Genomic DNA, 16,442 nt, shown 5'->3' with positions numbered 1-16,442 from the left:
ATTCGTCAGGCGTTCTGGGCAGAGCAGGAGGGGCACAGGCCCCAGAAGACGACCTCGGCCTCGTCGATGACGAAGCCGTGGTCCTCGGCGGGCGTGAGGCAGGGCGCGGCGCCGATGGTGCAGTCGATGTCGACGATGCGGCCGCAGGACCGGCACACGAGGTGGTGGTGGTTGTCGTCCGTGCGCGACTCGTAGCGCGCCACCGAGCCGGCTGGCTCGATGCAGCGGACGAGGCCCGCGTCGGTGAGGGCGTGCAGGGCGTCGTAGACGGCCTGGTGCGAGATCTCGGGGAGCGTCGACCGGGCGTGGTCGATGATCGTCGAGGTCTCGGCGTGGGGGTTGGCGGCGACGGCGTCCATGACGGCCGCGCGCTGGCGCGTGACCCTCAGCCCGGCGTCGCGGAGCGACTGCTCGATGGCGGGGGAGGAGGTCATGGCTCCACCCTAGGGGCTTTTCTTGAATCGATCAAGAAAAGGTCGCGGGTGTGTCGCGTCGCGAGGTGTGGCGCGGCAGACTGGGGCCATGCCGCTGACCGGAGAGTACGAACCGAGCACGTCCGAGTGGGCCCGCACGCAGGCCGAGACCTACGAGGCCACGGACGGGCGTGAGGCCAATCTGCTGCAGGGGGTGCCGATCATCGTCCTCACCAGCGTGGGTGCGAAGTCGGGCAAGCTGCGCAAGACCGCGCTCATGCGCGTCGAGCACGAGGGCGAGTACGCCGTCGTCGCCTCGAAGGGCGGGCACCCGTCGCAGCCCAACTGGTACTGGAACCTCAAGGCGAACTCGCACGTCGAGCTGCAGGACGGGGCCGACAAGCGCGACTACCGCGCCCGCGAGCTCGAGGGTGAGGAGTACGAGACCTGGTGGGAGCGCTCGGTGGCCGTGTGGCCCGACTACGCCAACTACCAGAAGAAGACCGACCGGAAGATTCCCGTGTTCGTGCTCGAACCGATGAGCTGAGTCGTGCTCGAACCGATGAGCTGAGTCGTGCTCGAACCGATCAGCTGAGCGCGCTGGAGCGCATCTGATCGGGTGCCGGTGACAGGAATCGAACCTGCACGCCCGTGAGGACACCAGGACCTAAACCTGGCGCGTCTACCGTTCCGCCACACCGGCAACGGCCCCAGCGTAGGGCCGCGTGACCGCGACCGTCAGGCCGCGTCGAGGCCGAGATCGCGTCGCAGCTTCGCGACGTGACCCGTGGCCTTCACGTTGTACTGCGCGAGCTCGACCTTGCCCTCGTCGTCGATGACGAAGGTCGAGCGGATGACGCCCTCGACGACCTTGCCGTAGAGCTTCTTCTCGCCGAACGCGCCGTACGCACCGAGGACCTGCTTGTCCGGATCGGACAGCAGCGTGATCGACAGGCCGTCGCGCTCGCGGAACTTCGCGAGCTTCTCGGGCTGGTCGGGGCTGATGCCCAGCACGTCGTAGCCCTCGGCCTGCAGCCGGTCGATCGAGTCGCTGAAGTCGCAGGCCTGCTTCGTGCAGCCCGGTGTCATCGCGGCGGGGTAGAAGTAGACGATCACGCGGCGGCCGCGCAGGTCCGAGAGCGTGACGGTCTTCCCGTCGTCGGTCGGGAGGGTGAAGTCGGGGGCCGGATCGCCGGGCTGCAAGCGGGTCGTCATGGGCACTATCCTGACAAGGCACCCCGCACCGAACCGAGAGGACTCCCGTGGCACGAGGAAATGCGGACCCCGCCCAGGCGTCCCCCGACGAGATCGTCGACGAGCTCGAGGTGCTGCTGACGCGGCTCAGCGGCAACATCGACGAGCTCGTCGATCGCGTGAAGCCCGGCAACATCGCCAAGCGCCAGGTGCAGCGGATCAAGGACTACTTCGTCGACGAGGAGACCGGTCCGCGATTCGAGCACATCGTCCCGGTCGTCACCGGCACGGTCGCCACGATCGCCGGCTTCGCGGTGCTGCGCCGACTCCTGAAGTGATGGACGCCAAGCTCCCGATCCGGATGCTGCACGACCGGCTCCTGGTCTCGCTCGACAAGGAGGCCGGCGACCGCCGGTCGTCCGGCGGCATCGTCATCCCCGCCACCGCGGCCATGGGCCGCCGGCTGGGCTGGGCACGGGTCGAGGCCGTCGGCTCGCAGGTCCGGACGGTCGAGGTCGGCGACCGGGTCCTGTTCGACCCCGACGACCGCGCCGAGGTGGAGGTGCGCGGCGAGAGCTTCATCCTGCTCCGGGAGCGCGACCTGCACGCGGTGGCCTCCGAGCGGATCGACGAGGGCCAGACCGGCCTGTACCTGTGAGCGATCGCGACCGGCTCCCGTTCCGCCGGTTGCGCCTGCCCCGCCTCGAGGTCACGCTGCAGGACCGGCTCACCCGGGTGCGTCGCAGCTGGCGCATGCTGCTGCGGATCGCTCTGTCCACCGGTGCCGCATTCGCCATCGCCACGTACGTCCTGGGCCACAGCCAGGCGTTCTTCGCGCCGATCGCGGCGGTCATCACGCTCATGGGCGGCGCCGGACGGCGCCAGCGCGTCGTGTTCGAGCTCGTGCTGGGCGTGGCCTTCGGCGTGCTCGTGGGCGAGATGCTGATCCTGGCCATCGGCCGTGGAGCTTGGCAGATGGCGCTGGTCGCCTCCCTCACGGCCGTGGTGGCGATGCTGTTCAACCTGCGGGGCATGGCGCTCACGCAGGCCATCAACTCGGGCGTGCTGCTGGCGGCGATCGTGCCGCTCGCGGGCGCGGCCAACCCTGCGGTCAGTCGCTTCGTCGACGCCCTGATCGGCGGCCTGTGCGGCTTCGCGATGCTGCTCGTGCTGCCGCGCAACACGCGCCGCGACATCGACGAGGGTCTGCAGGAGCTGCTCGCCGGACTCACCGGCGTGCTCGAGCGGATCGCCGCGGCGATGCGTGGCCACGACGCGCAGCTGGCCGACGCCGCGCTCGCCGAGGCGCGCGACGCACAGCCGGTCATCGAGTCGCTGCACGCCACCGCCGCGAACGTCAGCGAGATCGTGCGACTCGCTCCGTTGCGCTGGAAGGAGCGGGCCGACGTGGAGCGCTACGCCGGCAGCGTCAACGACCTCGACAACGCGCTGCGCGACGCCCGCGTGCTGGCGCGACGCGTCGCCTCGATGCTCCGGCACGGTGAGCGTGCCCCCGACGGGCTGGCCCGCTCCGTCGAGACGCTCGTGGAGGCGGTGCGCATCTACGCCGACGAGTACGCCTCCTCGGTCGACCTCGAGCGGGCGAACGAGCGACTCGTCGAGGCCTCCGACCTGGCGATGCACGCCATGGCCGAACGGCTCACCGTGAACACCGCCTCGATCGCGGCCCAGGTGCGGTCGCTCGCGGCCGACCTGCTGATGGCCGGGGGAGTGCCGCGCACGGCCCTCGACGACCTCCTGGACGTGGACTGATGGAGCCGCGTCACCTGCTCGCCGAGCTGCGCCGGCGCCTCGCCGAGCTCGTCCATGACGACGAATCCGAGGAAACGCCGCCGGAACCCTCGACAGACGAGGATTGATCCACTAGTTTCGACAGGTCGCTCCGACCGGAGTGACACGTCACACAGACGCAGGAGGTGAGCACCGATGACCCCGTTCCTCGTGTTCACGAACGCCGCCGGGCGCTCCTCCGTCGTGTTGCTGACCTAGTCGACTTCCTTCTGTCGACACGTATCACCAGCCGCTTCGGACGCTCGTCCGGAGCGGCTCTTCTTTTGCCCACCACCCACACGAATCAGAAAGGAGGCGCGTCATGACCACGACTCTCACCCACCTCATGCCCGCGAACACCACCACTGCCCCGACACCCGTCCCGAACTCCGGGACCGTCCACGCGGAGGCGACCACGGGAGAGGAGGTGACCTCCATGTCGTTGTTCGACCTGAAGATCAAGCCGCGACCGCGCCCCGATCTCGATCGCGTCGTGGTCCTGGAGCGGGTGAAGCACCGTCGACGCGCGCAGCGCCAGACCCGTTCCGTCTACAGCCAGGTGTGGGGCGTTCGCGCCAACCGCTGACTGACACGCCACGAGGCGCGTACCCGGACTCTCGTCCCGGTACGCGCCTCGTTCGCGTTCCTGCGGCGTCAGCGGCCCTGCAGCGCCTCGGCGTAGGCGAGGATCCGCTTCGCGTCGCGGATGTGCAGCTCCTCGATCATCTTGCCGTTGTACGTGGCGACGCCCTTCTTCTCGGCCATCGCCTCGTCGAACGCCGCGATCATGCCCTGGGCGCGCTCGACGTCGGCCTCGCTGGGCGCGAACGCCGCGTTGGCCGGCTCGACCTGCGAGGGGTGGATCAGGGTCTTGCCGTCGAAGCCCATCTCGCGACCCTGGCGGGCCTCGGCCGCGAAGCCCTCGTCGTCCTTGACGTCGTTGTAGACGCCGTCGATGACGACCTTGCCGGCGGCGCGGACGGCCAGCAGGGTCCAGGACAGGGCCGTGAGCACGAGCGGGTTGCGGCCCGGGACGTGCAGTCCGTAGGTCTCGTTCACGATGTCGTTGGTGCCCAGGACGATCACCGTGAGGCGCTCGTGCGCCGCGGCGATCTCCTCGGCGTGCAGCAGGGCGGTAGGCGTCTCGATCATGGCCCACAGCTGCGTGTGCTCCGGGGCGCCCGCGGCCTCGAGGGCGGTGACCAGGTCGCGCACCTGCTGGGCGGACTCCACCTTGGGAACGAGGATCGCGTCGGGGCCGGCCTTCGCGGCCGCGGCGACGTCGTCGTCGTGCCACTGCGTGCCGATCGAGTTGACGCGGATGGCCAGCTCGCGGTGGCCGTACTCGCCCGAGGTGACCGCGGCGCACACGTTGGCGCGACCGGTCTCCTTGGCGTCGGGGGAGACGGAGTCCTCGAGGTCGAGGATCAGCGCGTCGGCGTCGATCGACTTGGCCTTCTCCAGCGCGCGCTCGTTGGCGCCCGGCATGTAGAGGACGGAGCGGCGGGGACGGATCTCGGTCATGTCAGGCTCCTCAGAGGTCGTAGGCCGCGGCCAGCTCGGGGTCGCGCTCGGCGAGGGACTTGGCCAGGTCGAGCATGACGAGGCACTGCTTGCAGGAGGCGTCGTCCTCCATCTTGCCGTCGATCATGACGGCGCCCGAGCCGTCGCCCATCGCCTCGACGACGCGCTTCGCGTGCGCGACGTCCTCGGGGCTGGGGGAGAAGACCTTCTTGGCGATGTCGATCTGCACCGGGTGCAGGCTCCATGCGCCGACGCAGCCGAGCAGGAACGCGTTGCGGAACTGGTCCTCGCACGCGACGACGTCCTTGATGTCACCGAAGGGGCCGTAGAACGGGAGGATGTCGTTCATCGCGCAGGCGTCCACCATGCGCGCGATCGTGTAGTGCCACAGGTCCTGCTGGTACGTGGTGCGGCCGACGGTGAGGTCCTCGCCGGTCGGGTCCTGGCGCACGATGTAGCCGGGGTGGCCGCCGCCCACGCGGGTGGTCTTCATGCGGCGGCTCGCGGCGAGGTCGGCCGGGCCGAGACTGATGCCCTGCATGCGCGGGCTGGCCGCGGCGATCTCCTCGACGTTGGCGACGCCCTCGGCGGTCTCAAGGATCGCGTGCACGAGGATCTGGCGGTCGAGGCTGGCGCGGGCCTCGAGCTGGGCCAGCAGGCGGTCGACGTAGTGGATGTCCTGGGCGCCCTCGACCTTCGGCACCATGATGACGTCGAGCTTGTCGCCGATCTCGGTGACCAGCGTGATGAGGTCGTCGAGCACCCACGGGGAGTCGAGGCTGTTGACGCGGGTCCACAGCTGCGTGTCGCCGAAGTCGGTGGCCTTCGCGATGTCGACCAGGCCCTGGCGTGCGGCCTCCTTCTTCTCGGTCTTCACCGCGTCCTCGAGGTTGCCGAGGATGATGTCGACCTTCTTCGCGATGTCCGGCACCTTCGCGGCCATCTTCTCGTTGCTCGGGTCGAAGAAGTGGATCATCCGGCTCGGGCGGAACGGGACGTCGGAGCTGGGCTTCGGGGCGCCGACGGCCAGCGGACGCAGGAAGGCACGAGGATTGCGCACGGGAACTCTCTTCCGTGGGAGTCAGGGTCGGGGCCAGTATGGCGCGCCGCGCCCGGACGGGCGCGACGGGTCCGGGCTCACGGCCCTCCGCCAGCCCGAGATTTGCTCCTTGATCCACCTTTGAGAGGTCCTGAAAGGTGGATTGAGGAGCAAATCTGGGGACTCAGAGGATCTCGTCGACCGACTCGATCGGCCGTGCCAGTCGCGCGCCCTTCTCGGTCACGACGAAGGGTCGCTCGACGAGGATCGGGTGCTCGACCATCGCGGCCAGAATCTGGTCGTCGGTCGCGTCGGCGAGGCCCAGCTCGCGGTAGAGCGGCTCGCGCTTCCGAGCGGCCTGGGCGGGGGTGAGCCCGGCCGCGGCGAAGAGGTCGCGCAGCTGCTGCTCGGTCCAGCCCTCGTCGGCGTACTTCACGATCGTCGGCTCGACGCCGGTCTCGCGGAGCCGGTCCAGCGTCTTGCGCGAGGTCGTGCAGCGGGGATGGTGATAGATGGTCGCGTCCACGTCTCCGACGGTACTCACCAGACGCGGGCCAGCACAGGGACGCGCTCTCCAGCCGCGAGCCCCGGGCTCGGGACCACGGCCACGGCGTCGGCGTCGGCGAGGCCGCGCAGCATGTGAGGGCGGCTCGCTCCCGCCGGGACGAGGCCGTCGGACGTGCGCACGGCGGGCACGAGCGTGGTGCCGGCCCGGCCTTCGAACGCCGCGGCGGCCACCTCCTGCTCGAGGCGGGGGAGCGGTACGTCCGTGAAGCCCGCGACGAGCGCCGGCACGAAGGACAGCGCCGTCAGCGCGGCGGCCAGCGGGTTTCCCGGCAGCGCCAGCCAGGCGCGGCCGTCGGGCAGGACGGCCAGCGAGACCGGGTGACCGGGACGCATGTCCACACCGCGGAACCGCACGTCGGCGCCGAGCCGGTCCCACGCGGACTCGATCGGGTCGGCGGAGGAGCGTCCGGTGCCACCGGCGCTGACCACGAGGTCGGCATCGCTGCGCCCGACCTGGGCGACCAGCGCGGAGACGTCGTCGTGGACGCGCTCGTGATGCGAGGTCTTGGCGCCGAGCGCCGCCAACAGCGGCGGCAGCATCGGGGTCATGACGTCGCGGACCTGTCCGGCCGCGGGAACACCCGCGCCGATCAGCTCGTCGCCGGTGACGAGCAGGCGGACGAGTGGCGCGTGGCGCACGCGGACCAGGTCGTGCCCCGCGGCGGACAGCACCGCCAGCCGCGCGGGCGTCAGCACCGAGCCGGACGCCACGATGACGTCGCCCTCCTGCGCCTCCTCGCCCGCGGGCCGGACGTGGCGACCGGCCGAGGGAGCATCGCCGTGCAGGAGGTCGCCATCGACCTCACCCCACTCCGACGGGAGCACGGCGTCGGCGCCCTCGGGCGGCACGCCGCCGGTGACGATGGGCCGGGCGTGCCCCGGCTCGAGCGGCCCGTCGGTCGCGTCGATCCGCCACGGACCCGAGCCCGCCACGGCCCAGCCGTCCATCGCCGAGGTCGCGGCATGGGGGACGGGTCCGAGCGCGCACAGGTCGGCGGCGGTGGTGGTGCCGAGGGCGCCGTGCACGTTGAGGTCGGTGGGCTCGGCCGGGCGCACGGCCGCACGGGCCAGCTCCCGGGCCTGTTCCCAGGACGGGTCGGTCACGCGAAGTCCTCGGCCGCCCGCTCGGCCCGCGCGATGAGCTCGGCCATGCTGTCGGCGCCGGCATCGGCGCGTCCGGCGGCGTAGCCGACGAGGAAGGTCGTGAGCGGCGCCGCGGGCCGCACGACCGAGTGCGCTGCGGTGCCGGCCAGGTCGAGCAGCGCCTCCGGGTCCGCCTGCGGGTCGATGCCCAGCTCGGCGGTCAGCGCCTGCCACCAGCGGGTCAGGGTCTCGTCAGTCATCGGCGTGCTCCTCCAGGTCGTCGGGCGTGTCGACGTCGGCACCGGCCGCGGCGTCGACGGGGACGTCGACCGGGTCGAGCCGGCCGATCAAGGATCGCAGGGACGCGCCCTCGGTGGGCGCCGTCGAGACGGCCGCCGCTAGGTCGCCGACGCGCACGACGCAGGCGGCCCACTGGCGGCGGCCGCCGGGGTCGACGGCGACGCGGTTGCCCTCCCCGCCGCGAAGTGCGGCGACCAGCAGGTCGGGCCGGACGAGGTCGGCCGCCAGCACGAGCACCTCGCCGTCCGTGTCGGGCGGAAGCGCTGCGAGCCCGGTGGCCACGGCATGCGCCGGTCCGGCGAAGGGCGGGTCCTCGCGCACCCACGCGACCTCGCGCTCGAGGTCGAGCCGGCGCCAGGGGCCGACCACGACCACCCGATCCGCCTGTGCTGCCGCAGCCACGGCGTGGGCCAGGAGGGGGCGTCCGCCGACCGGGACCATCACCTTGTCGATCCCGCCGAGTCGGCTCGCCCGTCCGCCCGCGAGGACGATCGCGTGGAACGGGGCCATGTCCTCATCGTGCCGCACGTGATGGGTGGGTTGCGTGTGACCCACCCCACGCGGTCTGGTGGTGTCATGGCGAAGCCCCTCGATGGCCCCGCAAGCGCTGCACTGCTGAAGACTGGGAGGTTCTTCACTCGGTGGGAGGAGACCGACGACGGTCGAGCCGTCTTTCGCGAGGGAGGACGCCGCGGCGACGTCTTCTACCGCGACCGCTGGAGTCACGACAAGGTCGTCCGGTCCACCCACGGCGTGAACTGCACCGGCTCGTGCTCGTGGAAGGTCTACGTCAAGGACGGGATCATCACGTGGGAGGCGCAGCAGACCGACTACCCCTCGGTCGGACCCGATCGCCCCGAGTACGAGCCTCGCGGCTGTCCTCGGGGCGCGGCCTTCTCCTGGTACACCTACTCGCCCACGCGGGTCCGCTACCCGTACGCGCGCGGCGTGCTGCTGGAGATGTACCGCGAGGCGAAGCAGCGCCTCGGCGACCCGGTGCTGGCGTGGGCCGACGTGGTCGGCGACCCCGAGCGCCGCCGCCGCTACCAGCAGGCCCGCGGCAAGGGCGGCTTCGTCCGCACCAACTGGCAGGAGGCCGTCGAGATCACCGCGGCCGCCCAGGTGCACACGATCAAGCAGCACGGCCCCGACCGCATCGCGACGTTCAGCCCGATCCCGGCGATGTCGATGGTGTCGCACGCCGTCGGCGCCCGCTTCACGCACCTGCTCGGCGGCGCGATGACGTCGTTCTACGACTGGTACGCCGACCTGCCGGTGGCCAGCCCGCAGGTGTTCGGCGACCAGACCGACGTCCCCGAGTCCGGCGACTGGTGGGACTCGACCTACCTCATGATGTGGGGCTCGAACGTTCCCGTGACCCGCACGCCGGACGCGCACTGGATGGCCGAGGTCCGCTACCGCGGCACGAAGGTCGTGACGATCAGCCCCGACTACGCCGACAACACGAAGTTCGCCGACGAGTGGCTGCCCGCGCAGGCCGGCACCGACGGCGCGCTGGCGATGGCGATGACCCACGTCATCCTCAAGGAGTTCTTCGTCGACCGGCGGGTGCCGTTCTTCGTCGACTACGTCCGCCAGTACACCGACCTGCCGTTCCTCATCACGCTCAAGCAGAACGAGGAGCACGGCGGCCTGGTCCCGGGCAAGTTCCTCACGGCGCGCGACCTCGGCGACGAGACGCCCGAGGGCGCGTGGAAGACGGTCCTGGTGAACGCGGCCACGGGCGAGACCGTGGTCCCGAACGGCACGCTCGGCGACCGCTACTCCGAGTCGGGTGAGGGCAGGTGGAACCTCGACCTGCAGGGCGTCACGCCGGCGCTGTCGCTGCGGGACGCGAGGGTCGAGACGGACGCCGCCGAGGTGCTGCTGCCGTCGTTCGCCGGCGTCGACGGCGAGGGCGAGGTGCTGCGCCGTGGCGTGCCCGTCACCCGCGTGGGCGACCAGCTGGTCACCACGGTGTTCGACCTCATGCTGGCGCAGCACGGCGTCGGCCGTCCCGACCTGCCGGGCCGGTGGCCCGCGGGCTACGAGGACGCGACCTCGCCGTACACGCCCGCGTGGCAGGCCGAGGTCACGAGCGTCACGCCCGAGGCGTGCGTGCGCGTGGCACGCGAGTTCGCGAGGAACGCCGAGGAGTCCGGCGGCCGCTCGATGATCATCCTGGGCGCCGGCGTCTGCCAGTGGTTCCACGCCGACGCGACCTACCGCGCGATCCTGTCGATGCTGCTGCTGACCGGCAGCATGGGCCGCAACGGCGGCGGCTGGGCGCACTACGTGGGCCAGGAGAAGTGCCGCCCCATCACGGGCTGGATCTCGCTGGCGAACAACCTCGACTGGAGCCGCCCGCCGCGCACGATGACGGGCACCTCGTACTGGTACATGCACACCGACCAGTGGCGCTCCGACGGCTATCGGGCCGACGCCCTCGCCTCGCCGCTCGCGGAGGGGCACCTGACCGGCATGCACACGGCCGACACGATCGCGCAGTCCGCGCGGATGGGCTGGATGCCGTTCTACCCGCAGTTCGATCGCAACCCGCTCGACCTCGCCGACGAGGCGTTCGCGGCGATCGAGGCGGGGACGGCCGAGGACGTGAACGACTACGTCGTGCAGCGGCTCAAGGACGGCTCGCTGAGGTTCGCGATCGAGGACGTCGACGCGCCCGAGAACTGGCCGCGCACGCTCACGCTCTGGCGCTCGAATCTGTTCGGCTCGTCCGCGAAGGGCAACGAGTACTTCCTCAAGCACCTGCTGGGCACGCACTCGAACACGAAGGCGGTCGACGGGGAGGCCTCGGTCAGGCCGAAGGACGTCGTCTGGCGGGACGAGGCGCCCGAGGGCAAGCTCGACCTGCTCGTCTCGGCCGACTTCCGCATGACGTCGACGACGCTGCTGTCGGACGTGGTCTTCCCGGCCGCCACCTGGTACGAGAAGCACGACCTCTCGTCCACCGACATGCACCCGTTCGTGCACGCGTTCACGCCGGCGATCGACCCGCCGTGGGAGTCGCAGACCGACTTCTCGATGTTCCACCACGTGGCGAAGAGGTTCTCCGAGCTCGCGAGGACCCATCTCGGCGTGCGGCGCGACATCGTGGCCGTGCCGATGCAGCACGACACCCCCGGCGAGACGGCGCAGCCCGGCGGCGTCGTCCTGGACTGGAAGCGCGGCGACGTCGAGCCGATCCCCGGGAGGACGATGCCGGCCCTGCACCTCGTCGAGCGCGACTACACCGCCGTGGCCGACAAGCTCAAGGCGATCGGCCCGCTGGCCGACCGGCTGGGCTTCGGCGTCAAGAACGTGACCTTCGACCTCACCGAGGCGCTGTCGCTGCTCGCCCAGTCCGGGGGAGTGTTCGACTCGGGCGTCGCCGCCGGCCGACCCGCGATCGACACCGACGCGAAGATGGCCGAGGCGATCCTGACACTCTCGGGCACCACGAACGGCGAGCTGGCCACGCAGGGCTTCCACACCCTGGAGAAGCGCGTGGGCAAGCGGCTGGCCGACCTGGCGGAGGGCTCGGAGGAGAAGCGCATCACCTTCGCCCAGACGCAGGCCGCGCCCGTCCCGGTCATCACGTCGCCGGAGTGGTCGGGCTCGGAGACCGGAGGCCGGCGGTACGCGCCGTTCACCGTCAACGTGGAGCGGCTCAAGCCGTGGCACACGCTCACCGGCCGCATGCACTTCTTCCTCGACCACGACTGGATGCGCGACCTCGGCGAGGCGATGCCGATCTACCGACCACCCCTCGACATGAGCCGGCTGTTCGGCGGGCCACGCCTGGGCGAGAACGGCGACCGCGAGATCACGGTGCGCTACCTGACGCCGCACTCGAAGTGGTCGATCCACTCCGAGTACCAGGACAACCTGCTGATGCTGTCGCTCTCGCGCGGCGGCCCCACCGCCTGGCTCAGCCAGGAGGACGCCGCGGCGATCGGGGTCAAGGACAACGACTGGATCGAGTGCTCGAACGCGAACGGCGTGTTCGTGTGCCGCGCGATCGTCACGCACCGCCTGCCCGAGGGCGTCACGTACGTCCACCACGCGCAGGAGCGCACGATCGACGTGCCGAAGTCGGAGTTCACCGGCCGGCGCGGCGGCATCCACAACAGCGTGACCCGCGTGCTGGTGAAGCCGACGCACCTCATCGGCGGCTACGCGCAGCTGTCCTACGCGTTCAACTACCTGGGCCCGACGGGCAACCAGCGGGACATCATCGCGACGATCCGTCGCCGGTCGCAGGAGGTGACGTACTGATGCGTGTCATGGCCCAGATGGGCATGGTGATGAACCTCGACAAGTGCATCGGCTGCCAGACGTGCTCGGTCACGTGCAAGCAGGCGTGGACGAACCGCGCGGGAACCGAGTACGTGTGGTTCAACAACGTCGAGACGCGGCCCGGCCAGGGCTACCCCCGCCGGTACGAGGACCAGGAGCAGTGGAAGGGCGGCTGGGAGCTGAACCGCCGCGGCAACCTGACGCTCAAGGCCGGTGGCCGGCTGCGCAAGCTGTTCGGCATCTTCGCCAGCCCCGTCCAGCCCGAGCTGAGCGACTACTACGAGCCGTGGACGTACGACTACTCCACGCTCATCGAGGCCCCGCTGGGCGACGACTTCCCAGTGGCACGTCCGAAGTCGCTCATCACCGGCGAGGACACCAAGGTCTCGTGGTCGGCCAACTGGGACGACAACCTCGCCGGCACGAGCGAGCTGGGGCACCTCGACCCGATCGTGGAGAAGGTCCGCCGCGAGAGCGAGGACAGGATCAGGTTCGAGTTCGAGCAGACCTTCATGTTCTACCTCCCGCGGATCTGCGAGCACTGCCTCAACCCGTCGTGCATGGCGTCGTGCCCCTCGGGCGCGATCTACAAGCGAGCCGAGGACGGCATCGTGCTGGTCGACCAGGATCGCTGCCGCGGCTGGCGCCAGTGCATCACCGGCTGTCCGTACAAGAAGATCTACTTCAACCACAAGTCCGGCAAGGCCGAGAAGTGCACGTTCTGCTACCCGCGGATCGAGGTCGGACTGCCCACCGTCTGCGCCGAGACGTGCGTCGGCCGACTGCGCTACCTGGGCCTGTTCCTCTACGACGCCGACGCCGTGACGGACGCCGCCTCGACCCCGGACCCGCAGGACCTGTACGAGGCCCAGCTGGACCTCATGCTGGACCCGAGCGACCCCGAGGTGGCGCGGCTGGCCCGCGAGCAGGGCATCCCCGAGGACTGGATCGACGCGGCCCGGAGGTCGCCGGTCTACGCGCTGGCGAAGACGTACCGCGTGGCGCTGCCGCTGCATCCGGAGTACCGCACGATGCCGATGGTCTGGTACGTCCCGCCGCTGTCGCCGATCGTCGATCTCCTGCGCGAGCAGGGCCACGACGCCGAGGCTCCCGAGACGCTCTTCGGCGCGATCGGCTCGCTGCGGATCCCGATGGAGTACCTCGCCGAGCTGTTCACCGCCGGCGACACCGAGGTGATCGCCGAGGTGCTGAACAAGCTCGCGGCGATGCGGTCCTACATGCGCGACGTGAGCCTGGGGCGCGAGCCCGACGGCTCGATCCCCGAGGCGGTCGGGATGACCGAGGAGTCGATGTACGAGATGTACCGGCTCATGGCGATCGCCAAGTACGAGGAGCGCTACGTCATCCCGCAGGCGCACGCCGAGGACGCCCACCACCTCGAGGAGATCGGCTGCTCCCTCGACTTCGAGGACGGACCCGGCATGGGGGGCTCGGGCCCGTTCGGCGAGGCCAGCGGCGGACCCGTCCCGGTGGCGGTCGAGACGTTCCAGGCACTCCGTGACCGCCAGCAGACCGACACCCCGGCCGGCGGCGAGCACCTGCGGTCCCGCGTCAATCTCCTCAACTGGGACGGCAACGGCGTGCCGCAGGGGTTGTTCCCCGACCGGAGCGAGGATTCATGAGCACCCAGGTCGTCCACCAGGTCGCGTCGTGGGTGCTCTCGTACCCGCACGACGACGTGATCGAGGCGCTGCCGCAGCTGGCGGCGGCGCTGCGCGAGCAGCGCCCGACTCGCGCCGTGCGCGAGCTGCTCGAGGTCATCGAGCAGCTCGCCGCCACCGACCCGGAGGAGCTGCGCCACCTCTACGTCGACACGTTCGACCTGACCCGACGGCACGCGCTGCACCTCTCGTACTGGACCGAGGGCGACACCCGTCGCCGTGGCGAGGTGCTCGCCGCGTTCAAGCAGGTCTACCGCGACAGCGGCCAGGTCGTCCGGCTCGGCGGCGAGCTGCCCGACCACCTCCCGGTCGTGCTGGAGTTCGCCGCGGTCGTCGACCCGGAGGCGGGCGCCGCGCTGCTGCAGCGGTACCGCGCGAGCCTCGAGCTGCTGCGCATCGAGCTGGAGGACGACGCATCCCCGTGGGCCGGGGCCGTGCGCGCGGTGTGCGCGACCCTGCCGGGGGAGTCGCCCCGCACGCGCACCGAGGCGATGGCCCTCGCCGGACCCGTGCAGCCCACCGAGACCGTCGGCCTGGAGCCGTTCGACCCGCGGCTGCTGCCGCTCGCGGAAGGAGCACGCCGATGAACGTCCTGCTGTGGGGCGTCCTGCCCTACGTGATGCTGGCGGTGCTGGTCGGCGGCACGATCTGGCGCTACCGCTACGACAAGTTCGGATGGACGACCCGCTCGTCGCAGCTCTACGAGTCCCGGCTGCTGCGGATCGGCTCGCCCGCGTTCCACTTCGGCATCCTCATGGTCGCGATCGGCCACTTCGGCGGCCTCGTCATCCCCGAGAGCTGGACCGAGGCGGTGGGCGTCACGGAGGACCTCTACCACTTCAACGCCCTGTTCTTCGGCACGATCGCGGGCCTGCTGACGCTCGGCGGGCTGGCCCTGCTGATCTACCGCCGCCGCACGACCGGACCCGTCTTCATGGCCACCACCACGAACGACAAGGTCATGTACGTCGTGCTCGTGGCCGCGATCGTGCTGGGACTGTGGACCACGCTCGTCTCGATCGGCGCCGGCCACGAGGCGCACAACTACCGCGAGACGGTCTCGCCGTGGTTCCGATCGATCTTCGTGCTCCAGCCCGACGTCGACGCGATGGCGGCGGCCCCGTTCCAGTTCCACATCCACGTGCTGGTGGGGATGCTGCTGTTCACGATCTGGCCGTTCACCCGGCTCGTGCACGCCTTCACCGCGCCGCTGCACTACCTGTTCCGCCCCTACATCGTCTACCGGAGCCGCGATGCGGCGCACGGTGCCGGAGCCCGTGACCCGCGGCCCGGCTGGGACCCCGTCGGCACCCGTGACAACGCGGGAAGAAGGAGAGACCGGTGAGCGATCAGCAGCAGGCCCTCGAGGCGGGACGGGGCCGGAACCTGGCACTGGCCACGCTCGCGTTCGCGATCAGCTTCTGGGCGTGGAACGTCATCGCGCCGCTGGGCGTGAGGTACGCCGAGCAGCTCGACCTGACCGCGGGGGAGAAGTCGCTGCTCGTGGCGACGCCCGTGCTGGTCGGCTCGCTCGGCCGCATCCTGGCCGGCGCCCTGACCGACCGCTTCGGCGGTCGGATCATGTTCCCCGCCCTCATGCTCGTGTCGGCGCCGTTCGTGCTGCTCGTCGCGTTCGCCGGCGACCGGGGCTCGTACCCGCTGCTGCTGCTGTTCGGCTTCTTCCTCGGCATCGCGGGCACGACGTTCGCGGTGGGCATCCCGTTCGTGAACGCGTGGTTCGACAAGCCGCGCCGCGGCTTCGCGACGGGCGTGTTCGGCGCGGGCATGGGCGGCACCGCCCTCTCGGCGTTCTTCACGCCGCGGATGGTCGAGTGGTTCGGCTACGGGATGACGCACGTCCTCATCGCGGCGGCGCTGGTCGCCGTGGCGCTCCTGTCGTGGACGATGATGCGCGACTCGCCCGCATGGTCCGCCAACCACGACCCGGTCGTGCCGAAGCTGGTCGGCGCCGCGAAGCTGCCGATCACGTGGCAGCTGTCGTTCCTGTACGCCGTGGCGTTCGGTGGCTTCGTCGCCTTCTCCACCTACCTGCCGACGTACCTCAAGGACGTCTACGACTTCGACCTCGCCGCGGCGGGCACCCGCACCGCCGGCTTCGCGCTGGCCGCGGTGGCCGCGCGACCGCTGGGCGGCATCCTGTCGGACAAGGTCGGCCCGAAGGTGATCACCGGGGTCTCGCTGCTCGGCACCGTCGTGATGGCCGGCGTGGTCGCGCTGCAGCCCGTGCCCGAGGTCCCGGCAGGTGCCGCGTTCATCCTGCTGGCGCTGTTCCTGGGGCTGGGCACCGGATCGGTGTTCGCGTGGGTCGCGCAGCTGGCGCCGCCCGAGCGGGTCGGCAGCGTCACCGGCATCGTCGGCGCCGCCGGCGGCCTCGGCGGCTTCTTCCCGCCGCTGGTCATGGGAGCCACCTACAACGAGGCGGACCACAGCTACACGGTCGGCCTCGTCCTGCTGATGGTCGTGGCGCTGGGCGCCTGCGCGTTCTCCCAGTGGGGGATCAGGGCGAAGCGGACCACCTCGGCCTAGCCC

General features: G+C 70.8%; 18 protein-coding genes and 1 tRNA gene. 10 read left to right on the top strand and 9 right to left on the bottom strand.

Features of this window, described 5'->3' with window-relative positions:
* Nucleotides 1–5: 5 nt before the first annotated feature.
* Complete coding sequence (locus ACGWYL_RS01605) at nucleotides 6–434, bottom strand: Fur family transcriptional regulator (RefSeq protein WP_395486247.1); 429 nt, start codon at nucleotides 432–434, stop codon at nucleotides 6–8.
* Between the two features lie 88 nt (nucleotides 435–522).
* Here ACGWYL_RS01605 and ACGWYL_RS01600 point away from each other — a divergent pair, with 88 nt between their 5' ends.
* Nucleotides 523–960, top strand: coding sequence for a nitroreductase family deazaflavin-dependent oxidoreductase (locus ACGWYL_RS01600; protein ID WP_179423432.1), 438 nt, complete (start codon nucleotides 523–525; stop codon nucleotides 958–960).
* A 73-nt stretch (nucleotides 961–1,033) separates the two neighbouring features.
* On the opposite strand, the gene ACGWYL_RS01595 is transcribed toward ACGWYL_RS01600, so the two are convergent.
* Both ACGWYL_RS01595 and bcp read right to left on the bottom strand, forming a co-directional pair.
* Nucleotides 1,034–1,116: transfer RNA gene (locus tag ACGWYL_RS01595), tRNA-Leu, on the bottom strand.
* Between the two features lie 35 nt (nucleotides 1,117–1,151).
* Nucleotides 1,152–1,628, bottom strand: a complete 477-nt coding sequence (bcp, locus tag ACGWYL_RS01590; RefSeq protein ID WP_269303185.1) for a thioredoxin-dependent thiol peroxidase — start codon at nucleotides 1,626–1,628, stop codon at nucleotides 1,152–1,154.
* Nucleotides 1,629–1,675: 47 nt separating this feature from the next.
* Between bcp and ACGWYL_RS01585 the strand changes: the two genes are divergently transcribed.
* The 4 genes from ACGWYL_RS01585 to ACGWYL_RS01570 all read left to right on the top strand — a co-directional run bounded on the left by ACGWYL_RS01585 (nucleotide 1,676) and on the right by ACGWYL_RS01570 (nucleotide 3,984).
* Entirely contained in the window at nucleotides 1,676–1,945 is a 270-nt protein-coding gene (locus ACGWYL_RS01585; RefSeq protein ID WP_179423436.1) for a DUF3618 domain-containing protein, read from the top strand.
* Complete coding sequence (locus tag ACGWYL_RS01580) at nucleotides 1,945–2,265, top strand: co-chaperone GroES (protein WP_179423438.1); 321 nt, start codon at nucleotides 1,945–1,947, stop codon at nucleotides 2,263–2,265. Before ACGWYL_RS01585 ends, ACGWYL_RS01580 begins: the two co-directional genes overlap by 1 nt.
* Nucleotides 2,262–3,380, top strand: coding sequence for an aromatic acid exporter family protein (locus tag ACGWYL_RS01575; protein ID WP_395486246.1), 1,119 nt, complete (start codon nucleotides 2,262–2,264; stop codon nucleotides 3,378–3,380). The genes ACGWYL_RS01580 and ACGWYL_RS01575 overlap by 4 nt, the downstream gene beginning before the upstream one ends.
* A 340-nt stretch (nucleotides 3,381–3,720) precedes the next feature.
* Nucleotides 3,721–3,984: a hypothetical protein gene (locus ACGWYL_RS01570; RefSeq protein WP_179423442.1), complete on the top strand. Its 264-nt coding sequence runs from the start codon at nucleotides 3,721–3,723 to the stop codon at nucleotides 3,982–3,984.
* Nucleotides 3,985–4,052: 68 nt separating this feature from the next.
* Here ACGWYL_RS01570 and ACGWYL_RS01565 read toward each other — a convergent pair whose 3' ends face one another.
* The 6 genes from ACGWYL_RS01565 to ACGWYL_RS01540 all read right to left on the bottom strand — a co-directional run bounded on the left by ACGWYL_RS01565 (nucleotide 4,053) and on the right by ACGWYL_RS01540 (nucleotide 8,421).
* Nucleotides 4,053–4,922, bottom strand: coding sequence for an HpcH/HpaI aldolase/citrate lyase family protein (locus ACGWYL_RS01565; protein WP_395486245.1), 870 nt, complete (start codon nucleotides 4,920–4,922; stop codon nucleotides 4,053–4,055).
* A gap of 10 nt (nucleotides 4,923–4,932) precedes the next feature.
* Nucleotides 4,933–5,982 carry an HpcH/HpaI aldolase/citrate lyase family protein gene (locus ACGWYL_RS01560; protein ID WP_395486244.1) on the bottom strand — a complete coding sequence of 350 codons (1,050 nt, stop codon included), beginning with the start codon at nucleotides 5,980–5,982 and terminating at the stop codon, nucleotides 4,933–4,935.
* 163 nt (nucleotides 5,983–6,145) lie between these two features.
* Nucleotides 6,146–6,487, bottom strand: a complete 342-nt coding sequence (gene arsC, locus ACGWYL_RS01555) for an arsenate reductase (glutaredoxin) (RefSeq protein ID WP_179423448.1) — start codon at nucleotides 6,485–6,487, stop codon at nucleotides 6,146–6,148.
* Nucleotides 6,488–6,501: 14 nt separating this feature from the next.
* Complete coding sequence (locus ACGWYL_RS01550) at nucleotides 6,502–7,632, bottom strand: molybdopterin molybdotransferase MoeA (protein ID WP_395486243.1); 1,131 nt, start codon at nucleotides 7,630–7,632, stop codon at nucleotides 6,502–6,504.
* Nucleotides 7,629–7,871: a DUF6457 domain-containing protein gene (locus ACGWYL_RS01545; RefSeq protein WP_179423452.1), complete on the bottom strand. Its 243-nt coding sequence runs from the start codon at nucleotides 7,869–7,871 to the stop codon at nucleotides 7,629–7,631. The genes ACGWYL_RS01550 and ACGWYL_RS01545 overlap by 4 nt, the downstream gene beginning before the upstream one ends.
* Complete coding sequence (locus ACGWYL_RS01540) at nucleotides 7,864–8,421, bottom strand: molybdenum cofactor guanylyltransferase (RefSeq protein WP_395486242.1); 558 nt, start codon at nucleotides 8,419–8,421, stop codon at nucleotides 7,864–7,866. The genes ACGWYL_RS01545 and ACGWYL_RS01540 overlap by 8 nt, the downstream gene beginning before the upstream one ends.
* A gap of 66 nt (nucleotides 8,422–8,487) precedes the next feature.
* Here ACGWYL_RS01540 and ACGWYL_RS01535 point away from each other — a divergent pair, with 66 nt between their 5' ends.
* Genes ACGWYL_RS01535 through ACGWYL_RS01515 form a run of 5 tightly spaced genes read left to right on the top strand, consistent with a single transcriptional unit; the run spans nucleotide 8,488 to nucleotide 16,439 of the window.
* Nucleotides 8,488–12,189 carry a nitrate reductase subunit alpha gene (locus ACGWYL_RS01535; RefSeq protein WP_395486241.1) on the top strand — a complete coding sequence of 1,234 codons (3,702 nt, stop codon included), beginning with the start codon at nucleotides 8,488–8,490 and terminating at the stop codon, nucleotides 12,187–12,189.
* Nucleotides 12,189–13,853: a nitrate reductase subunit beta gene (gene narH / locus ACGWYL_RS01530; protein ID WP_395486240.1), complete on the top strand. Its 1,665-nt coding sequence runs from the start codon at nucleotides 12,189–12,191 to the stop codon at nucleotides 13,851–13,853. The genes ACGWYL_RS01535 and narH overlap by 1 nt, the downstream gene beginning before the upstream one ends.
* On the top strand, nucleotides 13,850–14,479 hold the full coding sequence (narJ, locus tag ACGWYL_RS01525) for a nitrate reductase molybdenum cofactor assembly chaperone (protein ID WP_395486239.1): 630 nt from the start codon (nucleotides 13,850–13,852) through the stop codon (nucleotides 14,477–14,479). The genes narH and narJ overlap by 4 nt, the downstream gene beginning before the upstream one ends.
* Nucleotides 14,476–15,237: a respiratory nitrate reductase subunit gamma gene (gene narI / locus ACGWYL_RS01520; protein ID WP_395486238.1), complete on the top strand. Its 762-nt coding sequence runs from the start codon at nucleotides 14,476–14,478 to the stop codon at nucleotides 15,235–15,237. The genes narJ and narI overlap by 4 nt, the downstream gene beginning before the upstream one ends.
* Nucleotides 15,234–16,439: a nitrate/nitrite transporter gene (locus tag ACGWYL_RS01515; RefSeq protein WP_179423464.1), complete on the top strand. Its 1,206-nt coding sequence runs from the start codon at nucleotides 15,234–15,236 to the stop codon at nucleotides 16,437–16,439. Before narI ends, ACGWYL_RS01515 begins: the two co-directional genes overlap by 4 nt.
* Nucleotides 16,440–16,442: the final 3 nt, after the last annotated feature.

The organism is Aeromicrobium sp. JJY06 (assembly GCF_044069275.1).
GTDB classification, from domain to species: domain Bacteria; phylum Actinomycetota; class Actinomycetes; order Propionibacteriales; family Nocardioidaceae; genus Aeromicrobium; species Aeromicrobium tamlense.
The sequence above is the reverse complement of the archived record's forward strand: the minus strand, read 5'-3'. Positions and strand labels throughout refer to the sequence as shown.

Excerpts from the sequence above, each read along its gene's own strand:
- ACGWYL_RS01605 (WP_395486247.1), bottom strand. The coding sequence starts at position 434 with ATGACCTCCTCCCCCGCCATCGAGCAGTCGCTCCGCGACGCCGGGCTG.
- narI (WP_395486238.1), top strand. The coding sequence starts at position 14,476 with ATGAACGTCCTGCTGTGGGGCGTCCTGCCCTACGTGATGCTGGCGGTG.
- ACGWYL_RS01570 (WP_179423442.1), top strand. The coding sequence starts at position 3,721 with ATGACCACGACTCTCACCCACCTCATGCCCGCGAACACCACCACTGCC.
- ACGWYL_RS01565 (WP_395486245.1), bottom strand. The coding sequence starts at position 4,922 with ATGACCGAGATCCGTCCCCGCCGCTCCGTCCTCTACATGCCGGGCGCC.
- ACGWYL_RS01580 (WP_179423438.1), top strand. The coding sequence starts at position 1,945 with ATGGACGCCAAGCTCCCGATCCGGATGCTGCACGACCGGCTCCTGGTC.
- narH (WP_395486240.1), top strand. The coding sequence starts at position 12,189 with ATGCGTGTCATGGCCCAGATGGGCATGGTGATGAACCTCGACAAGTGC.
- ACGWYL_RS01545 (WP_179423452.1), bottom strand. The coding sequence starts at position 7,871 with ATGACTGACGAGACCCTGACCCGCTGGTGGCAGGCGCTGACCGCCGAG.
- ACGWYL_RS01600 (WP_179423432.1), top strand. The coding sequence starts at position 523 with ATGCCGCTGACCGGAGAGTACGAACCGAGCACGTCCGAGTGGGCCCGC.
- narJ (WP_395486239.1), top strand. The coding sequence starts at position 13,850 with ATGAGCACCCAGGTCGTCCACCAGGTCGCGTCGTGGGTGCTCTCGTAC.
- ACGWYL_RS01535 (WP_395486241.1), top strand. The coding sequence starts at position 8,488 with ATGGCGAAGCCCCTCGATGGCCCCGCAAGCGCTGCACTGCTGAAGACT.
- ACGWYL_RS01540 (WP_395486242.1), bottom strand. The coding sequence starts at position 8,421 with ATGGCCCCGTTCCACGCGATCGTCCTCGCGGGCGGACGGGCGAGCCGA.
- bcp (WP_269303185.1), bottom strand. The coding sequence starts at position 1,628 with ATGACGACCCGCTTGCAGCCCGGCGATCCGGCCCCCGACTTCACCCTC.